The following is a 19,863-nucleotide window of genomic DNA, read 5'->3' as shown; positions in this document are numbered from 1 at the left end:
TTCGCCAAATAAATCAGTCTCTGTCTCCTCTCGGAATGTAGTTTCTAGTATTCCAGCCCTGGTGCCCCCAATAGCCTTGGCATAAGCCATTGCCCTTTCCCTTGCCTCACCAGAAGCGTTTTGGTGTACTGCAAATAAAGCTGGCACTCCTTGTCCTTGTTCATAAGTGCGTCTAACAAGATGTCCAGGCCCCTTTGGTGCTATCATTACTACATCTACATCTGATGGTGGGATAATCTGTCCAAAGTGGATGTTAAAACCATGGGCAAAGGATAATACCTTTCCAGCCTTTAGATAGGCTTCGATTTCCTGTTTGTATACACTGGGCTGTACTTCATCTGGTAACAAAATCATAATCCAGTCTGCCGCCGCCGCCGCCTCTGCCACCTTGTACACCTTTAATCCCGCCGCTTCTGCCTTTTCCCAGGATTTGCTGCCCTCATATAGCCCTACTATTACTTCTACCCCACTGTCTTTCAAGTTTAGGGCATGGGCGTGTCCCTGTGAACCATAGCCAATTATCGCCACTTTTTTGTTAATGATAAAATCTAGACTAGCATCATTGTCATAATACAGCTTGGCCATATATTCCACCTCTTTTTCTTGGGCAAACCCCTATCATAACACAACAAGTTCCCTAATTATACCTCCTTCCCCCTCAAAATATTTACCTGTAAAATAGAATAGTTAATTCTCTCCCCTACACCATCTATTCTTCTATGAAAACCCTGATAATAGACAACTATGATTCTTTCACCTATAATATCTATCAATTAGTGGCAGAAATAAATCAAGAAAACCCCATTGTTGTTACTAACGACCAACTCTCCTGGGGAGAATTAACAAGTCTTGACTTTGACAATGTAATAATCTCTCCTGGGCCCGGAAATCCAAAAAAAGAAGAAGACTTTGGTATCTGTAAAAGAGTGATTTTGGAATTAGATGTACCCATCTTAGGAGTATGTTTAGGTCATCAGGGATTGGCTTACTATTATGGGGCCAAAATCGTTAATGCACCTGAGCCATATCACGGAAGAATCAGTGAAATATATCATCAGCAGGACACTATTTTTAAAGGGCTACCCTCCCCTTTCAAAGCAGTGCGTTATCACTCTCTAATCGTTGACAACGACAAGGACACTTTTCCCAATGATTTGGAGATAATTGCCACCACCAATGACGGCCTGATTATGGCTATAAAACATAAGCATAAGCCTCTTTGGGGCGTCCAATTCCACCCCGAGTCCATTTCCTCTCAATTCGGCAGAAATATCCTGGTTAATTTTCAACGCTTAACCCTAGAATATGGAAGAATAAAATCGGGTAATGGTAAACATAAATACTCGAAAATATATCCCCTAAAAAAAGACAATTCCTCCCGAGGCTTTAGTAAACTGAAACTGTTATGGCGAAAGTTAGATTTTTTCCTGGATTCTGAGGTAGTTTTTGATAGTTTATACAGCAAATCAGAATATAGTTTTTGGTTGGACAGTTCCCTGGTAATCCCCGGTGTGTCCCGGTTTTCCTATATGGGAGACGCTGAAGGCCAGAATTCTTTTGTGGTGGCCTATTATGTTGACAGTCAGCAAACTGTTGTAAATAAAAACAATAAAAAACAAGTATTTAGCGGCAATATTCTGGATTTTATCCAACAGTTTCTGGACGCAAACCATATAGAATCTGAGCTCCCCTTCGACTTTAGTGGCGGCTTTGTAGGCTATCTGGGATATGAATTAAAATCTCTGTGTGGCTATGAGAATAATTACGAGAATAAAAATAATAGTCATTGGCCAACGGCCCAGTTTATTTTCCCGGAAAAGATAATAGTGTTTGACCACCTATACGAGAAAATATACCTCCTACATCTATTAGCCATTCAGGAGGAAAAAGAAAAGGTGGAAAAATGGTTTGACGTTACAGAAGAAACCCTGGCAAACCTAAAAGGAAAAAGTCTAATAATCCCGGATTGTATAGACGGCTATACACCTAACAGCATTGGACTTAGCCGAGGAAAATATCAATACCTAAAAGACATAGAATTCTGCCTAGAAAAAATAAGAGAAGGTGAGAGCTACGAGATATGTTTAACCAACAAAATTCACCTGCCACCCCTCAATAACCCCCTCAAATTTTACTACAAACTGAGAAGAGAAAATCCCGCCCCCTATAGTTGCTATCTGAAAATGGGAAATATCCACATAACTTGCGCATCTCCCGAAAGGTTTTTACGTCTAAACAAAGACGGCCATATAGAATCAAAACCCATCAAAGGCACCATTAGAAGAAGTAAAAATCCAGAAGAAGATGAGGAGCTTAAAAAACAATTACAATTCAGCGAAAAAGAACAAGCGGAAAACCTGATGATAGTAGATTTATTGCGCAATGATTTGGGAAAAGTCTGTGAAATCGGCAGTGTACATGTGCCCAAACTAATGGCTATAGAGTCTTATAGCACAGTACATCAAATGGTTTCTACCATCAGAGGCAAGGTAAGACCAGATTGTTCAGTGACAGAATGTATTAAAGCGTGTTTCCCGGGAGGCTCTATGACGGGAGCCCCTAAAAAAAGGACAATAGAAATACTAGAGCAATTAGAATCAGAAGCACGAGGGATATACTCAGGAAGTATAGGATTCTTGGGTCTAAATGGTACAATAGACCTAAATATAGTAATCCGGACTGCCGTCACCACCCCTTACGAGACTACTATAGGTGTAGGAGGAGCCATTACCATTCTATCCTCACCGGAAAAGGAATTTGCAGAAACCCTATTGAAGGCTTCTGGGTTGTTGGAGGTTGCCGGGTTTAGGAGGGGATGGGAAGAGATAGAATAAAACGATACCCCAATTCCAATGCCCCAGACAAGACAATATTACCCCCTTGCAGTCGCGCCAAGTAGGTAGCAAAGGAAAGACATATCAAATCGAAGTTTTGTGTTTGTGGGGTTTGGCTGGGGGATTCCTCTTCTGGCAACATACCCCCCGTTTTTAGAATACTCTGATACACATCCACCCTCTCCGGAGGAATTCCCTCTCCCAACCAGGGATGATTTGCCCTGCAATTGACTTTCAAGATGTCCTTTTGACGGGATATATGGACTTGGATTTCCGAAGAGCCCCTGCACCCATGAATTAGAGTGGTGATAAGATAGTATAGGGTCTTTTTTACTTTTTCCCTATCCAGACTCCAGACTTTCTGTCCCGGTTCTACAGACAGTTTTAGAGTATGCTCTCTGATTTTAGCAGAAGAGGAGAGACTCTGAACCACCTGTTTCCCCAAACTTTCTATATCCACGGGCACTAATTCTAATCGTAGCTTTCCCCTCAAACCAGCCAATTCGCAGATTTCCTCCACTAACATACTCATTTCTTGTCCACTGTCGTGTATAATTCGTAAGTAATTCAACTGTCTTTCGTTTAACTGCCCATAAATGCCCCCCATTAGGGCACTAGACATCCCTACAATGGAGGTGAGTGGTATAGAGAGTCTTTGGGTTAATTGAGTTAGCAGCCTAAAAATCAATTCCCCTAGATTGGTTTCTATCCCAGTGGTAATTTTCTTATCCCCCGATGCTGCCTCCGGGGAGGGGGTAACATTCTCTCGGTGTTTCAGCAAATTGCGTTCGTATTCCGCTAAACCCCAACGGGCAGTTATCAGGAGAAAATTGAGCTCAGTATCGGTAAAATTTCTTGGTTGAGTATCAAATACCTCTAAACAGCCAATACAGTATCCTTCAGATGTAGTGAGGGGAACCCCTAAATAGGAAACAACGCCATATTGTTGACACAGGAGAGTTTGCGAGAAGAAATTGTCGACGCAGGTGTTAGGGATTATCAGATAACTATTACTGTCGACCACATAGCTGGCAAAGGCATCCTCTTTGGCAAGACGACGGCTGACAGCTAAGTCATTCATCAATCCCAAGTGGGACAATCCATAAGCAGACTTTAACAGATATTCATCCTTGGTTAACACCCCCAGACAACACACTGGCGTTTTGATGGTGTTTGCCACTGTCTGTGTCACCTCATCGAATATGGGAATTATCCTATCCGAGAGTAAATCCAAAGAGACAATGGTTTGTAGTCTCTTTTCTTCCAGCTGTGTTATGAGATTGGGCGCCCAAGGACAAAATAAGGGTCTGCTCATGGAGTATTTAGGACATACTAGACTAAGTATAATCCCTCTCCCCCTTTTATGGTCAAGTGAGGGGGAAAACAAAACAACCCCCCACAAGAGAAACAGAGGGGTTACAGGAATTTTCTCATTAGACTTTAGTTGCCACTTCTACCACCTTATCGAAGGCCTTAGGATCTTGAATAGCCAACAGTGCCAACATTTTGCGATTTAGGGCAATGTTGGCGGTATTCAACTTGTGGATTAACTGACTATAGCTAATGCCATGGCTTCTAGCGGCGGCATTAATACGGGCAATCCAGAGACGACGGAAGTCTCTTTTCTTCCTCCTCCTATCCCTATAAGCATACCGGAGGGCCTTCATCACCTGTTGGTTAGCCACCCGGAAGAGTTTGGAATGGCTACCACGGAAGCCTTTGGCCAGTTTTAGGATTTTTTTGCGTCTTTTCCGGGCTACGTTACCTCTTTTTACTCTTGTCATTTTTCCTACTACCCCCTTTCATCTAGCACTTAGCATAGGGTAACATTAGAAGTACCTCTTTTAGGTCGTTTTTGTGGACAGGTGCCATTTTACTGAGACTGCGTTTCCTTTTAGAGGATTTATGTTCCAATAAGTGATTTTTGCTGGCGCGACGACGCATTACTTTCCCACTGCCAGTAATATGAAACCGTTTAGCAGCTGCCTTTTTAGTTTTTAGCTTTGGCATAACCCCATCTCAATTGACACAATCCACCATTATAAAAACAAAATACCCCTCTTGACTACCCCCTTCTTGGTGTATATAGTTAACATAAATCGCTATCATAGGGGTATAGATGTGAGTCTCATTCAGACTATGGATAGTAACGATTGGCTTAAACAATTATTACTCATTGGCGTTGGGACTACCTCTCTTGTCGCCGAAAAACTCAAACAGGTGAGTGAACAATGGGTCAAGGAAGGTAGAATTAATCCTGACCAAGCTAGGCAAATGGTAGATGAAATTTGGCAACACATTCAAAGTGACCAAGCTACTTTACAGTCCCAACTAGAAAAGCATATTAAAAACATTCTCCAAGATTTAGGTATACCAAAACAGTCAGAAATTGACGAATTAAGAGGAAGAATTGACAGAATTGAGCGCAAAATCCGGGATTTAGAAAATAAATTATGGCGTTAGTTTGCTATTTTAAAAGTGAAATAATCCAGGGGAGGTGGCCATTGCCAGTTTTGGCTTGTTATTTGTGACGCTAATCCCCCCGTGAAAGAGATTGGTATTACATAGGTATATCTCTACATAGGGAGTAAAAGGGTTGTTATAATCTGACCTTACGACATTGAAGATACACCATGAGGAGAAAAAATGGGGTGTGGGTTAGTGTTAAACTGTGCTTTTGTGACTGTGAAAAAAAAAAAGCATCCCCCGCTAAAATCCCAGGAAGTATCTAGAATATGCTAACACTGGCCACTGGTTTTCTAATAGCTACCACCTTTTCCACAGTAGAGGTGGCGTCTGAAAACAATTCGGCAGCATTGCTAGGCAATCCCCCCTCTGTAGACATAAACAGTTTCCCCCCCCACCCGAAAATCACCAATAATCCCAGTAAGAGGATAGTTATTTACAGTCGCAGTGGCAGCAGTGTCTACTACGATTTTAATCTTTCCGCCCCCGACGGGTCAGTAATAGTCCAAAACAACCCATCCTCCGAAGCCATCCCCGCTGTAGAAATTCTAGCAGATGAACAGGAATATCTTGCCCCACAGGAAATAGTAAAGGCGAGGGGGAATGTAGTAATCCGCTTTGACAATGGGATACTTACCGCCGATGAGGTGTTGGTTAATCTAAGAGAAAGACTAGCAGTAGCACAGGGAAATGTTAGTCTACAAAGGGGAGATCAAAAACTAAGGGGAGATAGATTCGAATACTATTTTACCCAGGATAGAGGAGTTATCTTCAATGCCCAGGGAGAAATATACCAACCCAGTATCACCAGAGATTTTCGCGGAGACACTGGCAATAATCCCCTCTCCAGTCAAATCCTCTCCCAACAACTCCAAGCCAATCAACCCCTTAGAAGAGTAGTCTCTGCTGGCGGCTATGAATTTGCCGTTGGCAGCATCCGGGAATTCTCTCTTTTACAGGGAGGCGGACTACCAACAATTACTGCCGGAGGACAAATAAATCGTCTCCGTTTTCAGGCACAACGAGTTGACTTTGATGGCCAACAGTGGTATGCTACCAACATAAGGGTTACTAACGATCCTTTTTCTCCTCCTGAACTGGAACTAAGGGCAGACTCCGCTAGACTTAGGAGTATATCTCCTTTTCAGGACGAGTTGACCACCTCTAATTCCCGTCTAGTGTTTGATCAGACTGTTTCTATTCCCATAATACCGAGCCGTCTGGTAATAGACAAGCGGCGTCGCCCCGGGTGGTTTTCCGTGGGGTTTGACGGGGAGGAATTGGGTGGTTTGTACATAGAAAGAGAATTTGAGCTTCACAGTGACGAGAAAGTCCGTTTTTCCTTCACCCCCCGTTTTCTCTTACAAAGGGCATTTTTTCCTGATTCCTTCCCCGACAAAAATGCGGTTAACCCCGACCACAACGGTGGCATCTTTAATTCTACCAGTTATGCCCTTCTTGCTCAAATACAGGCAGACTTCAACGAGCGTACAAACCTTAGGGGTATATTTAATCTGACAGGGTTAGACTTGGATAATATAGAAAACCGTCTACGCGCCAGTGCACAGTTAGACTACAAGTTTGGCAATCTTTCCTCGCCCCACACCCTCAGTCTACAATACAATTATAGGGACAGGCTATTCAATGGGTCGTTGGGTTTCCAAACCGTACAACAGAGTTACGGCTTGGTGATAAACTCCCCCTATATCCCCATACCCAATTCCCCTTTTGGCATAGTATACCAGACTTCCATTCAAAACATAAACGCAGAAACAGACAAAAAGGAGTTACTACGTCCTAATCGTAGCACTAACCGTGTTACTCTGACTCGCTACCAGGGGGCGGCCATTCTTACTGGTAATATACTACTATGGTCAGGGAAGAATCTACCCCCCACCGCCGAAGAGGGATTGAAATATACCCCCACCCCCGTTACCCCCTTTTTAAGTCTCAACACCGGCCTAACTGCCGTTGCCAGTTATTATAGCAATGGGGATGTGCAACCGGCTATAACCGCTACTATTGGTATACAAGGACAATTTGGCCATTTTTCCCGTCCTTTTGGCGATTATACTGGCTTTCAGCTAGGTTTTAGCCAGGGTATCCGTGGTAGTCAGTCTCCCTTTCTCTTTGACCGTTTTGCCGACGAGCAGGTGCTATCATTGGGATTCACACAACAATTATACGGCCCCCTGCGTGTTGGGATCCAGACCTTCCGCAACCTTAAAACCAACCAAGAAATTAGTACTGATTACTTCCTAGAATACAGTCGTCGCACCTATAATATCATTATACGTTATAATCCCGTACTACAATTAGGTTCCATTGGCCTGCGTATCAGCGACTTCAACTGGGAAGGTAACCCTGGCGGCTTTGACACCCCTTCCTCTGTCCGCCCTGTTGTTGATACTATTAAGAGAGACAACTGATAATTCGGGGGATAACTAACCTCATATCTGTAACAGTCATCCCCATGTTATCAGACAGGAGAAAAGTAACCCCCGCATTGGAGAGTTACCAGTAAGGCGAAAAGTGGCAAGTCTACCAGCTAACTCCCCTAGAGGGTTAACCCCATCAACCACCATCCCCCTCTACTTTCTCTGAAACTATCCGAGAGGGTAAAAGTAGTCTCCGGCTTGTCATGGGGTTATTTAGCCATTGGGGAAGCTAATCATATACCAGTGGTTGACTATATACCATCATCTCAGAGAAAAACAAAGGGAAAGTTATTGGGATAGGAGTGAGATTTAGATATCAGTTGTAATAACCATTTCCCCACCTCATTCTGGATACTAGTAATAATCCCCCGTTGTTGAGTTTTATCTGGAAGTGGCATGCCGATGACAATCATTGGCTGTTTATCACCCTGGTTATTGCTAGTTATTACAAATGAATAAGCATTAACTGGCATCAGTGTTATAGACACCCAGCAGCGATGCCAATCCACTATGTAGACAAAGTAAATTTAGACAAAATTGACAAACAAGAGTCGCCAATTATGCTTTTTACTGCGGGTCATCCGGTGGTAAGATAAGACAATCAACTGCACACCAACGATAGTCATTCTCCTTCTTTTGTCAGGGGGTGTGAATAGTCTCCATTTTTTTGTGGGAGTAAAATGGCTAGTCTATCTGGGAATAATAATTCCTCCCCCGTCATAGACTATCCGCAAATGGTAATATGGGTTAATTGACGGCAGACATATGACTATCATTACCACATCGGAAAAAAAGCTTAACCCCAGACGGAGGATAACTATTCTCTTTACTACTATTAACCCCCCCTCACAACCTCTTCTTTCCCCCAGTCTAGGGTAATAACCAAATACACACTTTTGATTCGTTATCCCTTTACCAACCCTGGAAGAGTAGTCAGTCTATAAAACAACAACACTCCTCTTTTTATGGGAAAGGGGGAGACTCAACCGCAGCCTTAGTAATAATCACTCTCCTGTCATCAAGCTGGGTAACTAGTCTCTATCTATGAGAATTAACAAATCTGTATCCCATTTACCATCACCCACTCCCCCTTACTACTTGTCATCCCTTTGGAGGCAGACAATGAGTATGGGAGTAATAATCTTCTGTCTGTAAGCGTGTATGGGGGGTATCTAAAAACTCATTGTAGACTGATAGGGAAAATGGCCAATCCACAACCAGTTGACAATTGGAGACGGCAACTGGATACCAATTACAACCAATCCCCCAGAGGCTTAGGAAAGTGACTAATTACATACGAATGATAATCATTCTACTGCATTTGGGGCAAGAAAAGGAAAAGAAGGGAAGAGGGGTAATAGCTAGGGTAACTGAACACAGACAAAAAAAGGAGAAAAAAACGATAATTATTCTCCTGTAGTTACCAGAAATATAAGAAAACGCCGGGAATTGCCAACAAAAGTGGAAAAAGTTATCGGATTAGATAGCAGGCTTGTAAATGCCGGGGAGTTGATGACGTCTCCATAGGGAGATTCATGTTGTCAAGAGGAAAAGAGGTTTGACTGAAAGATTTGACAGTCTGTTTCCGGGGGTGAGGTATTTAAATCTCAAGGGAATTCAAGACACTGACATCCAGATAGACGTCTTCTAGTCGACTGTCAGGGTAGAGAAGGGAGTGAAAGTGATGACTGCCAATAATCTCTCCTAACAGGTAGTAGTAGTCGAGATTAACAAGATTACTGACTAGCCAGTAACAGGGATAAACATAATTTGGGGAAAAGACTTCTATCACCTTGGTATGGGGTTTACAGAAAACTATATTGCTTAAACCACTGCCATGGGTTGATACCACTATTTCTGCTTCGGATAGTAATTCTGCCTGTTTTTTTACAGATAGGGTTTCTAGATATACTGTTTCAAACCCCTTGTTTTCTAGATATTCTCTAACTTCCTTTTCATTAATCAGACGACGATTCCTACTTCTACCCCTGCTTATATACAATCTTCTCCCTAAAGTGACTGTTTTTTCCCCGTGGCAACCCAGTATTTTTTCCCGCAACCACTGGCAACTCCAAGCCGGCATCCAGGCAACACTCCCGGGAAAAGAAGGGATAATTAACTCCTCCGCTTGCAAACATAATGGCAGAGATGGCAATAATATTTTCTCCTGGGGAATGTTTAAAAGGGAAATGGTTTCTTTTTGAAAAGGGGTTTGATTGTCTATCAGAATATAATCTACCTCATGCCACTCAATTCCCGCTAACTCTACTAGATGGAAACGAGGTAGAATATCAAACAGCCAGTGGAAATAGTTGTCACTCACTAAACCCGTTAATACTAAAACCCTTCCTCTGATTTTTTGCAGGGGGGGAAGATAATTAACCTTTAATAGGGAATGTTTGCTAGGATAATTGTCAGGATGGTTTGGACTAAAAATGGGAAATTCTGGGGATAAGTCGCCAATCAGGTAGCCATCCTTTGTGATAACCCCACTACTAGTAGCGTCTTCTTTCAGATAAAACACTCCACCGGGGATTCTTACTACAAAGGGTTGTGGGAGTTTGATGGTTGGGGGAAAATAAAAACTAGGATGGATTTCCTCGTATACTGTCTTCGGCGGTTTGACGTAAATCTCCCTGTTTAGATTAAAGGCGTAATAGTTGCTGTCTAAAAGTTTATTATATTCTGCCCATTGTCTTGCCGTCTCGTAATACTGGCGTGGTGGTGTTATTTCTTCCCCTTTTGAGGGAGTCGTGGTGGCATCTGATTCTTTTTGACTTGCTGTTATGATGGTTGTTGTCATTTCCACCTGTAAATCCTTTTGACTAGCTGTGGTGGTTGTTATTTTCTCTTTTGAATAATCACCACTGTTGTCGGTTTTGTCTGTTTCCCCTTTTTCTGCCACGAGGTTATAATAATAACCCGCCAATTCGTATTCTTTTTTGTCTAACAGCAAACCGGCAATGGTATTTGCTATTATCCTGTCGTCACTGTTATCTTTTATTTGTGAAATCAAAGAAAGATTTTTATTTGTTTCCCTGTAACTGGCCTGCCATTGCTGATAAACTCGATATACCTGTGGATTGTTGTCAAGTAGTCTTTGCCAGGCTGTTATGGCTTGCTTCAGATTCTTTTGCAAAATGGCAATATAACCCAATTCCCCATAGGTGTAAGAATAATCTTCCCGGCAAAGTGGCAACTGTAGGAGGTATTCTAGTATTTGTTTTGCCTGTCTTGTTTGTCTAGTCTTAAGATAACAGTAGGCCAAGTTTTTTAGCAGCCTCTTATCAGTTTTATTTTTTTCCAAGCCTCGTTGGTATGTAGCAATAGCCTGGGAGTAGTCTCTCATGTCTTGCCATAACTTGCCAAACTTCTCATAGGCGATGGTTAATCCCGGTTGTTGGGATATAAGATTGTGGTAGATTTCCATAGCAGTGGTAAAGTCTCCCCGCAGGAGGAATAGATACGCTAAACGGATATATCCGGGATGGTATTGGGAATCGAATTCCAAACCTTGGGAGTATAAGTGGGTTGCTAAATCCCAGTCACGTTGTCTGAAGAAAAAGTCAGCTAAGGAGAAGATGATTCCAGCTATAGTTTTTATACTCTCCCCATCACAATTCAGTAACAAGTCTAAATAGAGAGGCTGAGAGTATTGATACTCTTCTAAACAGGAGTAACTTAAGGCTAGATATGCCTTTAGTATAAAAAGTAGGCTTTGACTTTCCTCCTTCTCCAACAGTTTTTCAGTATAATTTCTGGCCTTGATAAACTCTCTTTGTCTGAGTAGTGACTCTATTTGTGATTCATGACTGTGGAAAGTCATCGGCAGAATTTAAAGGGTGAAAGGATTAGTTTTGAGGGATTATTCTTCCCAGAGAGAATACTAACGGTTAAGGGTTTGGCATTTAAGTAGAAGGATTTACCGTAGTTTTCTTCTTCGCCAAAGTTGATACAATAAGCAGGAAAACTGGTTAGACTAACACTAAGACGAATGGCGGTATTTTTTTCCAGTCTGACACAGGTAGGTTGTAGTTTAAATCTAATAGGATTATTCCTGTTATTCTTGTTGGAAAAGTGGACTCTTATATGTCCCTGACTAAAATTATACACCTTTCCATCAGGGAAAACTTGAGACAATACGGCAGACAAGTCAAATGTTTCTGCCTCTGTCTCCACGTAGACTTCTAATTCCACTTCCCCTATTATCTCCAAGTCTTCTGTGAGACAGTCAGAGGTGTAGATGGCAACATCACTGCGAATGTCTAACTCACTCCTGTCACAACTACCTGGAAAAATGGTAGCATGTCCACCTAGACTATTGACTGGACGCCAGAAGTCCTGTACTATAATATCCTCCCCATCAGAGTGATTGTTATCTGTCACCAAAAAACCGTCATCGTCTCTTATATTGGCTAAACCTTTAGTAGTTTTCAGGAAGAATATAATTTCTTTCCCCCCTTGTGGCAAATCCTCTATGTTTAGCCACTTATTGCTGCCTAACTGAAACAATTTGCCGTCTCTTAGGGATAAATATTCTGGGGTTTCAATGTCTTTTAGGTACTTATTAAACCAGGCAACTTGGAAAGAGTCAATATTACTATTAGCCGCGGCAGTGTAATATTTTCCTGCTACAGTGTTTCCCCAAGGAATATGGGGCCAGGGTGCTATAATTAGACATTGTTGGTGCTTGCTTTTTGCCCTCATTTCCTGGTATAAATTAATGGTGCCACGAAGATAACTATCAAACCATCCGCCTATGTGAAGCATGGGCAAATCCAGGTATTGTGAGTAGGTTTTTGGAGAAATCCTTTGCCAGTATTCATCTGGGTGGGGGTGAGACAGCCATTGATAATAAAAATTGCCTGGCGTGTATTTTCTTAAGGCTTCTTCCAGAAGGGGAGGCATGTCATAAATAGGCAAACTTCTACTTGCTAAATAAAGAATCTTATAGGCGGATAAATCCCCTTTTCTTCTCGCGGTTTCTGTAGCTAATTGTATTGCCCAAGCCAGGTTTAATTGGTAACAAAAGGCGCCATTCTCATAGGCCCAATCGGAGTATAAATCATAGGCTATCATAGCAGGACAAATAGTCTTTAAGGCGGGATGGCGACTAATAGCCGCATACAATTGAGTCATTCCCTGATAGGAGAAACCATACATCCCCACTTTGCCATTACTGCCGGAAAGATTAGCTACCCATTCTAGGGTGTCATAACCATCTTCAATTTCCCTTTCAAAGAGTGTAAATTCTCCCTCTGACTCCCCCCTCCCTCTAACATCTTGAATAACTACAATAAATCCTTGTTTGGCATACCATTTTGGATGGGCATAAACTACAGTGGAGGCTATAGCTTTGCCATAAGGTTGACGCATCAGCAAAACGGGTAATTTTTCTTCTGTTTGCGGCCTGTATATGTCAGCTACTAGTCTTACCCCGTCACGAGTCAAAAAGGAGGCAGTTTCTTTGACAACTCGATACATTCTCGGGCCTTTATATATAAGTTCAAAAACCATTAATGTTGTCCCTGTTTTCTCTTACCATTATATAGGGATGTACTAGGAAGAAAGTCCCAAAATTTTTTTGTAGACTTCAATATATTCTGCTGCCATTCTTTCCTTAGAAAAACGCGCTTCTACCGTTCCACGACAGGAGAGTCTATTAATTTTATCTATATGCTTAACTCTTTCAATTGCCTCCTCAATAGTCTCAACTAGATATCCATTTTCCCCGTCGGTGATTAATTCTGGCATACTCCCTTTATTAAAGGCTACCACTGGTGTGCCACAAGCCATAGATTCAATTACCGACAAACCAAAGGGCTCCCTAAAATTAATAGGATGTAATAGTACAATAGCGTTACCCAGCAATTGATCTCGTTTATCAGGGCCTACAACTCCAATGTAATCAATTTGTCCTTCTTTCAGATGAGGTTTGACCTGTTGGTTAAAATAATCCACATCCTGGATGATACCGGCGATGAGAAGACGTTTGTTGACGGCTTTGGCAATTTCGATGGCTTCTCTTGTACCCTTGTCATGGTGGATACGGCCATAATAGAGTAGGTAGTCTCCTTGGGGGTGGGGATTAAACGTAAATTTATTCAGGTCAATGCCGTGATATATAGTACTAATGTAGTCTAATTCTGGACTTCTATCCGCATTACTAATAGAGACATAATAGACGTGTTTATTGTATTTTTTATAAACAGGAATTATTTGAGGGGAAGAAAAACCATGAATGGTAGTAATAACGGGGGTTTTTACCAGTTTGGAATAGGTGAGAGGTAGGAAGTCAAAATGGTTATGGATTAGATCAAATTTGTCTGCATTTTCAAAACATTCTGAGATATGTAGACATTCCCAAACTTTTGGATTTATGTTTTTATCCTCTTCATAACCTCGGGGGCATATGGCGTGTAGTTTAGCAGAAGTGATGGAGTTAGCTGTGGCAAAAAGTGTGACGTCTATGCCATTTTTTACTAATTCTTCAGTTAGGAGAGAAGTCACTAATTCCCAGGGGCCATAATTTACTGGAGGGGTGCGCCAAGCTATAGGGGATAGCATTGCAATTTTCATGTGGATATCTCCCTCTATGACTAATTTCTATATGCCACCGTTTTCCTTTTGTTTTTATCCCTAATTATCGGCAGAAATTGGATACCTTTGTCAAGATGAGGGGGTGGCGGAGGTGACGGGTAGTTGACAGGGGAGGAATAAGCGGAAGGTGGTGCCCTTATTTCCCTCGCTTTCTACTTCTATTCTGCCTTGAAGCAAATCCACTGATTTTTTTACGATAAAAAGTCCCAAACCATGGCCCTTTATGTCACCTACATTTTCTCCCCTAACAAAGGGGCAGAAGATTTTCTCCAGCTGCTTTTTTGGGATGCCAATGCCTTCATCTTTTACTTCTAAAAGCACTTGATTTTTGGCTTCCGATGCCCTTACATTCACCCTTATTTCTCCTCCCTTAGGAGAGTATTTTATAGCGTTAGACAGCAGATTGTGTACGATATTATCAAACATTTGCTGGTCTAAAAACACCTTGCATATTGGCTTGTTTGTTGATAGAATGAGCCTGTGACGAGCCGTCTTATTTTGATGGTAGGCGATTAATTTTTCAAGATGGGAAACCAACTCAAAACTGGTGGGAGAGAGGGGGATTTTCCCTTCTTCAGCCCGACTGACTAACAACAATTTATTCAGCAAATCTGTTATTTCATTGACAGCAGAGATTACTATTTTAAAGTATTTTTGTTTTTGTTCGGAGGATAGCTTCTCACTATAGTCTCTAATCACCTCGATGTAACCAAGAATATAGGTAAGGTGACTACGTAACTCATGAAAGGCGGTGACTATGGCATCTCCTTTAATCTGGTTAGCTTCTTTTTGTTTGCACAGTTGTTCATATATTTGTTTATCAAGTTGAAACTTGGCCAAAGCCATGCAGATAGTGGTTTTCAATTCTTCTAGTCTATGGGGTTTGACAAGATAGCCGTAAACTGGGAGAGATTGAGCTCTTGTGAGGGTATTATGGTCAGTGTAGGCGGTAAGGTAGATAATGGGGATTTGGCGACGGGAATAGATGGCTTCGGCGGTGGCAATGCCATCCATCTTGCCCCTTAGCATTATATCCATTAGAATCAAATCGGGTGGAGATTTTTCCACCCAGGCGATGGCTTTTTTACCAGTGTTGACAATTCCCGCCACCCCAAACCCCAGCTTTTTTAAATCCATGGCAAGACTGTTGGCGGCTATCAACTCGTCTTCCACTATCAAAATTTCCATGGGTGTGAGGATTCACCATGATACTGTGTTCAACTCTTCCATTTTAGCCACCGCCGGGGGGAATTTAGGTTATCAGGCAAACATTCTCCGGAATAGTTGTAAGGCTTTTTGACTATAGGGGGGATAACGCCAATTCAAATCCCCCCAAAAAGGGCGGATTAAAACGCTTTTATAATGGGAGAAGGTATCAAAGGTAGCCTTGCCGTGGTATTTGCCAATGCCACTGTCGCCCACACCGCCAAAGGGTAATTCTGTGACTCCCACATGCATTATTGTCTCGTTGATACACACGCCACCCGAAGAGGTTTCCCGCAGGATTTTTTCTTGTTTTTGCTTGTTTTTGGAGAAGAAATATAGGGCGAGGGGTTTGGGTCTACTATTGACAAATTCTATTGCTTCTTCTAGGTTATCATAGGGGAGAATGGGGAGAATAGGGCCAAATATCTCCTCTTGCATTATTGGCGAGTGGGGGGAGACTTCGTCGAGGATAGTGGGGGCGATGTATCTGTCTTCCCTATGATACTGACCGCCTGTTATAATTTTCCCATCGGCCAGGAGTGCCACTAGACGTTCCCATTGTCTATAGTTAACAATTCTAGCATAGTCTGGTGATAGAGCCGGGTTTTCCCCGTAAAAATCGCGGATACATTGTTTGATGGCTTCTATTAGTTGAGATTTGATGTCCTTGTGGGCTAGTATGTAATCAGGCGCAATACAAGTCTGGCCGGCATTGATGAACTTACCCCAGGTGATTCGTTTAGCCGTTTCCAGCAGTTGTATTTCATTATCCACTATACAGGGGCTTTTGCCGCCCAATTCTAGGGTGACGGGTGTAAGTTGTTTGGCGGCGGCTTCCATGACTATTTTACCCACCCGGCAGCCACCGGTGAAGAAGATGTGGTCAAATTTACATTTGAGTAGTTCTTGTGCTACTTCCACTCCCCCCTCCTTGATGGCAATATATTCTGGAGGGAAGGTGTCTGTGATTAATTCTGTCAAGACTTTGGAGGTATTTGGGGCATATTCCGATGGTTTTAAAATAACACAGTTGCCGGCGGCCATAGCCCCAATCAAGGGGGAAATCATAAGGGAAAAAGGATAATTCCATGGCCCTATGATTAATACCACTCCTAATGGTTCAGGACATATTCTACCTTCAGAGGGGAATAACTCTATCCCTGTATTCACCCGTTGTGGTTTTACCCATTTTCTCAGATTTTTTTGGGCATAGCTGATATCCCTTAACACTGCCAACTCGAAACAGGCTTCTAGGGTGGGTTTGCCTAAGTCTGCCTTTAATGCTTGTAATATCTTGTCTTGTCGACTGGCAATAGCCTCTTTTAGTTTGCTTAGCTGTTTCAGGCGGAAGTCTATATCCTTTGTTTCCCCCTTGGCAAAATAACCCCTCTGGCCAGCTACTAGGGATGATATGTCATTGGCTGTTGTAGAAGTAACCATTTTCTCTCTCCTGCCTGTTGACAACAAAACACTTCTATTCTAGACTGCCCTCTGATTGTTGGAAGAATTCAATAGTGTCTTTGAGGATGGCGATAAAAGCGTCAATCTCGGCAAAGGTGTTATAGAAATAAAGACTTGCCCTGGCGCTGGCGGATATGTTCAAATAACGGTGTAACGGTTGGGTGCAATGATGACCTGAACGAATGGCAACCCCCTCATAGTCTAACATAGTGGCCAAATCACTGCCATGGATTCCCTCTATATTGAAGGACACTAGTGCTGCCCGTTGGGGTGGTTTGCTACCATAGATAGTAATCCCGGGTATATTCTGTAACTGTTCATACAGATAGCTACCTAGTTGTTTTTCATACTGGTGGATGCGGGACATCCCTATGTTACTTAGGTAATCAACTGCAGCACCAAGTGCGATGGCCTCACCGATAGCAGGAGTGCCAGCCTCGAATTTGTGTGGCAATTCCCCGCAGGTAAAATAGTCAAAATGTACTTCGGCTATCATCTCACCCCCGCCGAGGAAGGGGGGCATTTGTTGTAACAATTCCTCCTTGCCGTATAAAAAGCCAATGCCGGTTGTAGCACACATCTTGTGCCCTGAGGCTACGAGCCAATCACAGTCCATTTTCTGGACATCTACGGGCATGTGGGGTATACTTTGACAGGCGTCTATTAATACGGGGATGCCCTTTTGATGGGCAGTTTTGATAATATCCTCTACGGGGTTAATACAACCTAGCATGTTGGATACATGTACTACCGTCACCAACTTGGTTTTTTCCGAGAGGAGAGATGTGTAGTGTTCGAAATCGAACTGGTGGTCTTCTGTTATACGCACATATTTCAAGACAGCTTTGGTTTTAGCGGCTATGATTTGCCAGGGGACGATGTTACTGTGGTGTTCCATTACTGATAGGATAATTTCATCTCCCTCCCTCAGGTTGTTCAATCCCCAGCTGTAGGCTACCAAGTTGATGGCTTCTGTGGCGTTACGGGTGAATACTATCTCATTGCGGCTTTTAGCATTGATAAATTTAGCCACCTTGTCTCTTGCCGCTTCATAGGCTGTAGTTGCCCTGGAACTTAGTGTATGGGCGCCCCGGTGAACATTGGCATTATCATTTTCATAGTATTGTCGCAGGGTTTCTATCACCTGTCGGGGTTTTTGGGAGGTGGCGGCATTATCGAAGTATATCAGGGGTTTATCGTGGATTTTTTGTTGGAGGATGGGGAAATCCTGACGTACTTCCTCGGCAAGGGTTTTATTTTGTGTAACAGTCATAGTCTCCTCTTTTTTTTATATAGGGGCTTTGCTGTATCACAGTCTAAGCCCTCTACTGCAACTTCTTTATAGATTTCAAATAATAAATGCGATTGGTTTTCGCTAATTATTATTCAGCCAGATTCCCTCTGAGGCCTGGGACTATTATAGCACTTTTTTCTTCGTTTATTATCTGGGTTTAAATGGGAAAATTAACCGGAAATGTCTACTTAAAGAAACTGTTTTTTTTGCGTTTTTTCCCTTTATTTTTTTCATATTCTATTTCCTTGAGTCTCTTCATAATGCGCTCAAAATACTCTTGCAAGTAAGATTCCAAAGTGGTCATCTCCTCAGGGGGAATTTTGAAGGTTTCATAGACTTCTTCCATGGAGGCAAAAAGGGGTTTACCACTAGCCAAAACGGAGGCAAAAGCGAGTCTATCAGAGGCATTTAGAGTCCACTTGAACCAACGAGTAAAATTGCGCAGCCATCGCAAAAATCCTAGAGGTATACGGGAGATTTTAGCTTTTTTGCCAGACAGTTTTTCACATAGACTAATTATCTCATCAGCGGTCCATGCCCGAGGTCCTACGAGGGGATAGGTATGATTAGCAGTTTCCGGTAAAGAGATAGCACGAATGACGAATTTGGCCACATCCTGAGTGTTAATATAACCAATAGGGGTATTCTCCCCACTCACCCACACTGGCTGTTGGTCTAGAATGGGAATAGCATATTGTCCAATTAAACCCTGCATAAAGCCTGCTAGTCGGAAAATGGTATAATCTAGTCCACAGTCCTGCAAAAACAACTCAGTGCAGTGTTTAATATTCATCAGGGGTACATCTTCAAACTCTTGGGCATTAAGGATAGAAAAGAAGATATAGCGTTTGATATTGGCTTTGACACAGGCTTGGATTAGACTCACCTTGCCATCCCAGTCTACTTGTTTGATGGACAAAGAATCTGTAGGTCTAGCTGTAGCAGCATCTACTACTACGTCTATCCCCTCCAAGGCTGGGGGTAGGGTTTCCGGTTTACAGAGATTTCCTGTAACTAATTCTGCACCCCATTCCTTGAGGAAGGTTGCCTTGCCTTTGCTTCTTACTAGACAACGCACGGGATACTCTTGTTCGATTGCCTGACGTACTACTTGTCTGCCTAATGTGCCTGTCGCCCCTACTACTAGTATTTTCATACAATTATTAATTTTGTTTACATATCTTTAATATTCTTTAAGATTTTATCAGAAAGGTGGTAGGCCTATGGAAGGAGAATTTTTGGTTATGATAGTCAGATAAGGGTGAGTAGCAGAAATAGGAAAGGATATGGCATTAGCACTTACTAGAGAGAATGTAGAACAAGTTTTGAATGAATTACGTCCCTATCTAATGGCTGACGGTGGTAACGTGGAACTGGTGGAAATAGATGGCCCCGTGGTAAAATTGAGACTACAAGGGGCATGCGGCGCTTGCCCCAGTTCCACTATGACCCTAAAATTGGGGATTGAGCGTCGTTTGCGGGAGTGTATACCAGAAATTGCAGAAGTAGAACAGGTATTTTAGTGTGTATCTAGGGGGAAAGTCAACAGTCTTCCCCCATATAC

15 protein-coding genes are annotated in these 19,863 nt (G+C 42.5%); 4 read left to right on the top strand and 11 right to left on the bottom strand.

What is annotated here, in order from left to right; genetic code table 11:
- On the bottom strand, positions 1-585 hold a 585-nt coding region (ilvC, locus tag IGQ44_02010; GenBank protein HIK36753.1), incomplete at its 3' end, for a ketol-acid reductoisomerase.
- Positions 586-719: 134 nt separating this feature from the next.
- Between ilvC and pabB the strand changes: the two genes are divergently transcribed.
- Positions 720-2,834: an aminodeoxychorismate synthase gene (pabB, locus tag IGQ44_02005; protein HIK36752.1), complete on the top strand. Its 2,115-nt coding sequence runs from the start codon at positions 720-722 to the stop codon at positions 2,832-2,834.
- Here pabB and IGQ44_02000 read toward each other — a convergent pair.
- The 3 genes from IGQ44_02000 to rpmI all read right to left on the bottom strand — a co-directional run bounded on the left by IGQ44_02000 (position 2,806) and on the right by rpmI (position 4,844).
- A complete protein-coding gene (locus tag IGQ44_02000; protein ID HIK36751.1) occupies positions 2,806-4,149 on the bottom strand; it encodes a GAF domain-containing sensor histidine kinase in 1,344 nt (447 codons plus the stop codon). The two genes, pabB and IGQ44_02000, sit on opposite strands and share 29 nt — an antisense overlap.
- 118 nt (positions 4,150-4,267) lie before the next feature.
- The gene (gene rplT / locus IGQ44_01995) at positions 4,268-4,618 is read right to left on the bottom strand and encodes a 50S ribosomal protein L20 (protein ID HIK36750.1); all 351 of its coding nucleotides are present in this window, start codon (positions 4,616-4,618) and stop codon (positions 4,268-4,270) included.
- Between the two features lie 22 nt (positions 4,619-4,640).
- A complete protein-coding gene (rpmI, locus tag IGQ44_01990) occupies positions 4,641-4,844 on the bottom strand; it encodes a 50S ribosomal protein L35 (GenBank protein ID HIK36749.1) in 204 nt (67 codons plus the stop codon).
- 129 nt (positions 4,845-4,973) lie between these two features.
- Here rpmI and IGQ44_01985 point away from each other — a divergent pair, with 129 nt between their 5' ends.
- Together IGQ44_01985 and IGQ44_01980 are read left to right on the top strand one after the other, a co-directional pair.
- Positions 4,974-5,297 carry a phasin family protein gene (locus tag IGQ44_01985; GenBank protein ID HIK36748.1) on the top strand — a complete coding sequence of 108 codons (324 nt, stop codon included), beginning with the start codon at positions 4,974-4,976 and terminating at the stop codon, positions 5,295-5,297.
- A gap of 272 nt (positions 5,298-5,569) precedes the next feature.
- Complete coding sequence (locus IGQ44_01980; protein ID HIK36747.1) at positions 5,570-7,729, top strand: DUF3769 domain-containing protein; 2,160 nt, start codon at positions 5,570-5,572, stop codon at positions 7,727-7,729.
- Between the two features lie 1,609 nt (positions 7,730-9,338).
- Here IGQ44_01980 and IGQ44_01975 read toward each other — a convergent pair.
- The 7 genes from IGQ44_01975 to IGQ44_01945 all read right to left on the bottom strand — a co-directional run bounded on the left by IGQ44_01975 (position 9,339) and on the right by IGQ44_01945 (position 19,455).
- A complete protein-coding gene (locus tag IGQ44_01975; GenBank protein HIK36746.1) occupies positions 9,339-11,564 on the bottom strand; it encodes a DUF563 domain-containing protein in 2,226 nt (741 codons plus the stop codon).
- Positions 11,561-13,222 carry a CocE/NonD family hydrolase gene (locus tag IGQ44_01970; protein HIK36745.1) on the bottom strand — a complete coding sequence of 554 codons (1,662 nt, stop codon included), beginning with the start codon at positions 13,220-13,222 and terminating at the stop codon, positions 11,561-11,563. The genes IGQ44_01975 and IGQ44_01970 overlap by 4 nt, the downstream gene beginning before the upstream one ends.
- A gap of 75 nt (positions 13,223-13,297) precedes the next feature.
- Positions 13,298-14,317, bottom strand: a complete 1,020-nt coding sequence (locus IGQ44_01965; GenBank protein HIK36744.1) for a glycosyltransferase family 4 protein — start codon at positions 14,315-14,317, stop codon at positions 13,298-13,300.
- A gap of 90 nt (positions 14,318-14,407) precedes the next feature.
- A complete protein-coding gene (locus IGQ44_01960) occupies positions 14,408-15,526 on the bottom strand; it encodes a response regulator (GenBank protein HIK36743.1) in 1,119 nt (372 codons plus the stop codon).
- Between the two features lie 72 nt (positions 15,527-15,598).
- Entirely contained in the window at positions 15,599-16,984 is a 1,386-nt protein-coding gene (locus IGQ44_01955; GenBank protein ID HIK36742.1) for an aldehyde dehydrogenase, read from the bottom strand.
- Between the two features lie 34 nt (positions 16,985-17,018).
- Positions 17,019-18,278: a SufS family cysteine desulfurase gene (gene sufS, locus IGQ44_01950; GenBank protein ID HIK36741.1), complete on the bottom strand. Its 1,260-nt coding sequence runs from the start codon at positions 18,276-18,278 to the stop codon at positions 17,019-17,021.
- A gap of 205 nt (positions 18,279-18,483) precedes the next feature.
- The gene (locus tag IGQ44_01945) at positions 18,484-19,455 is read right to left on the bottom strand and encodes an SDR family oxidoreductase (GenBank protein ID HIK36740.1); all 972 of its coding nucleotides are present in this window, start codon (positions 19,453-19,455) and stop codon (positions 18,484-18,486) included.
- Positions 19,456-19,585: 130 nt separating this feature from the next.
- On the opposite strand from IGQ44_01945, the gene IGQ44_01940 reads away from it, so the two are divergent.
- A complete protein-coding gene (locus IGQ44_01940; GenBank protein ID HIK36739.1) occupies positions 19,586-19,822 on the top strand; it encodes a NifU family protein in 237 nt (78 codons plus the stop codon).
- The last annotated feature ends 41 nt before the right edge of the window (positions 19,823-19,863 follow it).

This window comes from Geminocystis sp. M7585_C2015_104 (assembly GCA_015295805.1).
Classification (GTDB): domain Bacteria; phylum Cyanobacteriota; class Cyanobacteriia; order Cyanobacteriales; family Cyanobacteriaceae; genus DVEF01.
The sequence above is the reverse complement of the archived record's forward strand: the minus strand, read 5'-3'. Positions and strand labels throughout refer to the sequence as shown.

Coding starts and splice junctions, on each gene's coding strand:
- IGQ44_01940 (HIK36739.1), top strand. CDS start 19,586: ATGGCATTAGCACTTACTAGAGAGAATGTAGAACAAGTTTTGAATGAA.
- IGQ44_02000 (HIK36751.1), bottom strand. CDS start 4,149: ATGAGCAGACCCTTATTTTGTCCTTGGGCGCCCAATCTCATAACACAG.
- rplT (HIK36750.1), bottom strand. CDS start 4,618: ATGACAAGAGTAAAAAGAGGTAACGTAGCCCGGAAAAGACGCAAAAAA.
- IGQ44_01980 (HIK36747.1), top strand. CDS start 5,570: ATGCTAACACTGGCCACTGGTTTTCTAATAGCTACCACCTTTTCCACA.
- IGQ44_01965 (HIK36744.1), bottom strand. CDS start 14,317: ATGAAAATTGCAATGCTATCCCCTATAGCTTGGCGCACCCCTCCAGTA.
- IGQ44_01985 (HIK36748.1), top strand. CDS start 4,974: ATGGATAGTAACGATTGGCTTAAACAATTATTACTCATTGGCGTTGGG.
- pabB (HIK36752.1), top strand. CDS start 720: ATGAAAACCCTGATAATAGACAACTATGATTCTTTCACCTATAATATC.
- sufS (HIK36741.1), bottom strand. CDS start 18,278: ATGACTGTTACACAAAATAAAACCCTTGCCGAGGAAGTACGTCAGGAT.
- IGQ44_01970 (HIK36745.1), bottom strand. CDS start 13,222: ATGTATCGAGTTGTCAAAGAAACTGCCTCCTTTTTGACTCGTGACGGG.
- IGQ44_01955 (HIK36742.1), bottom strand. CDS start 16,984: ATGGTTACTTCTACAACAGCCAATGACATATCATCCCTAGTAGCTGGC.
- IGQ44_01960 (HIK36743.1), bottom strand. CDS start 15,526: ATGGAAATTTTGATAGTGGAAGACGAGTTGATAGCCGCCAACAGTCTT.
- IGQ44_01975 (HIK36746.1), bottom strand. CDS start 11,564: ATGACTTTCCACAGTCATGAATCACAAATAGAGTCACTACTCAGACAA.
- IGQ44_01945 (HIK36740.1), bottom strand. CDS start 19,455: ATGAAAATACTAGTAGTAGGGGCGACAGGCACATTAGGCAGACAAGTA.
- rpmI (HIK36749.1), bottom strand. CDS start 4,844: ATGCCAAAGCTAAAAACTAAAAAGGCAGCTGCTAAACGGTTTCATATT.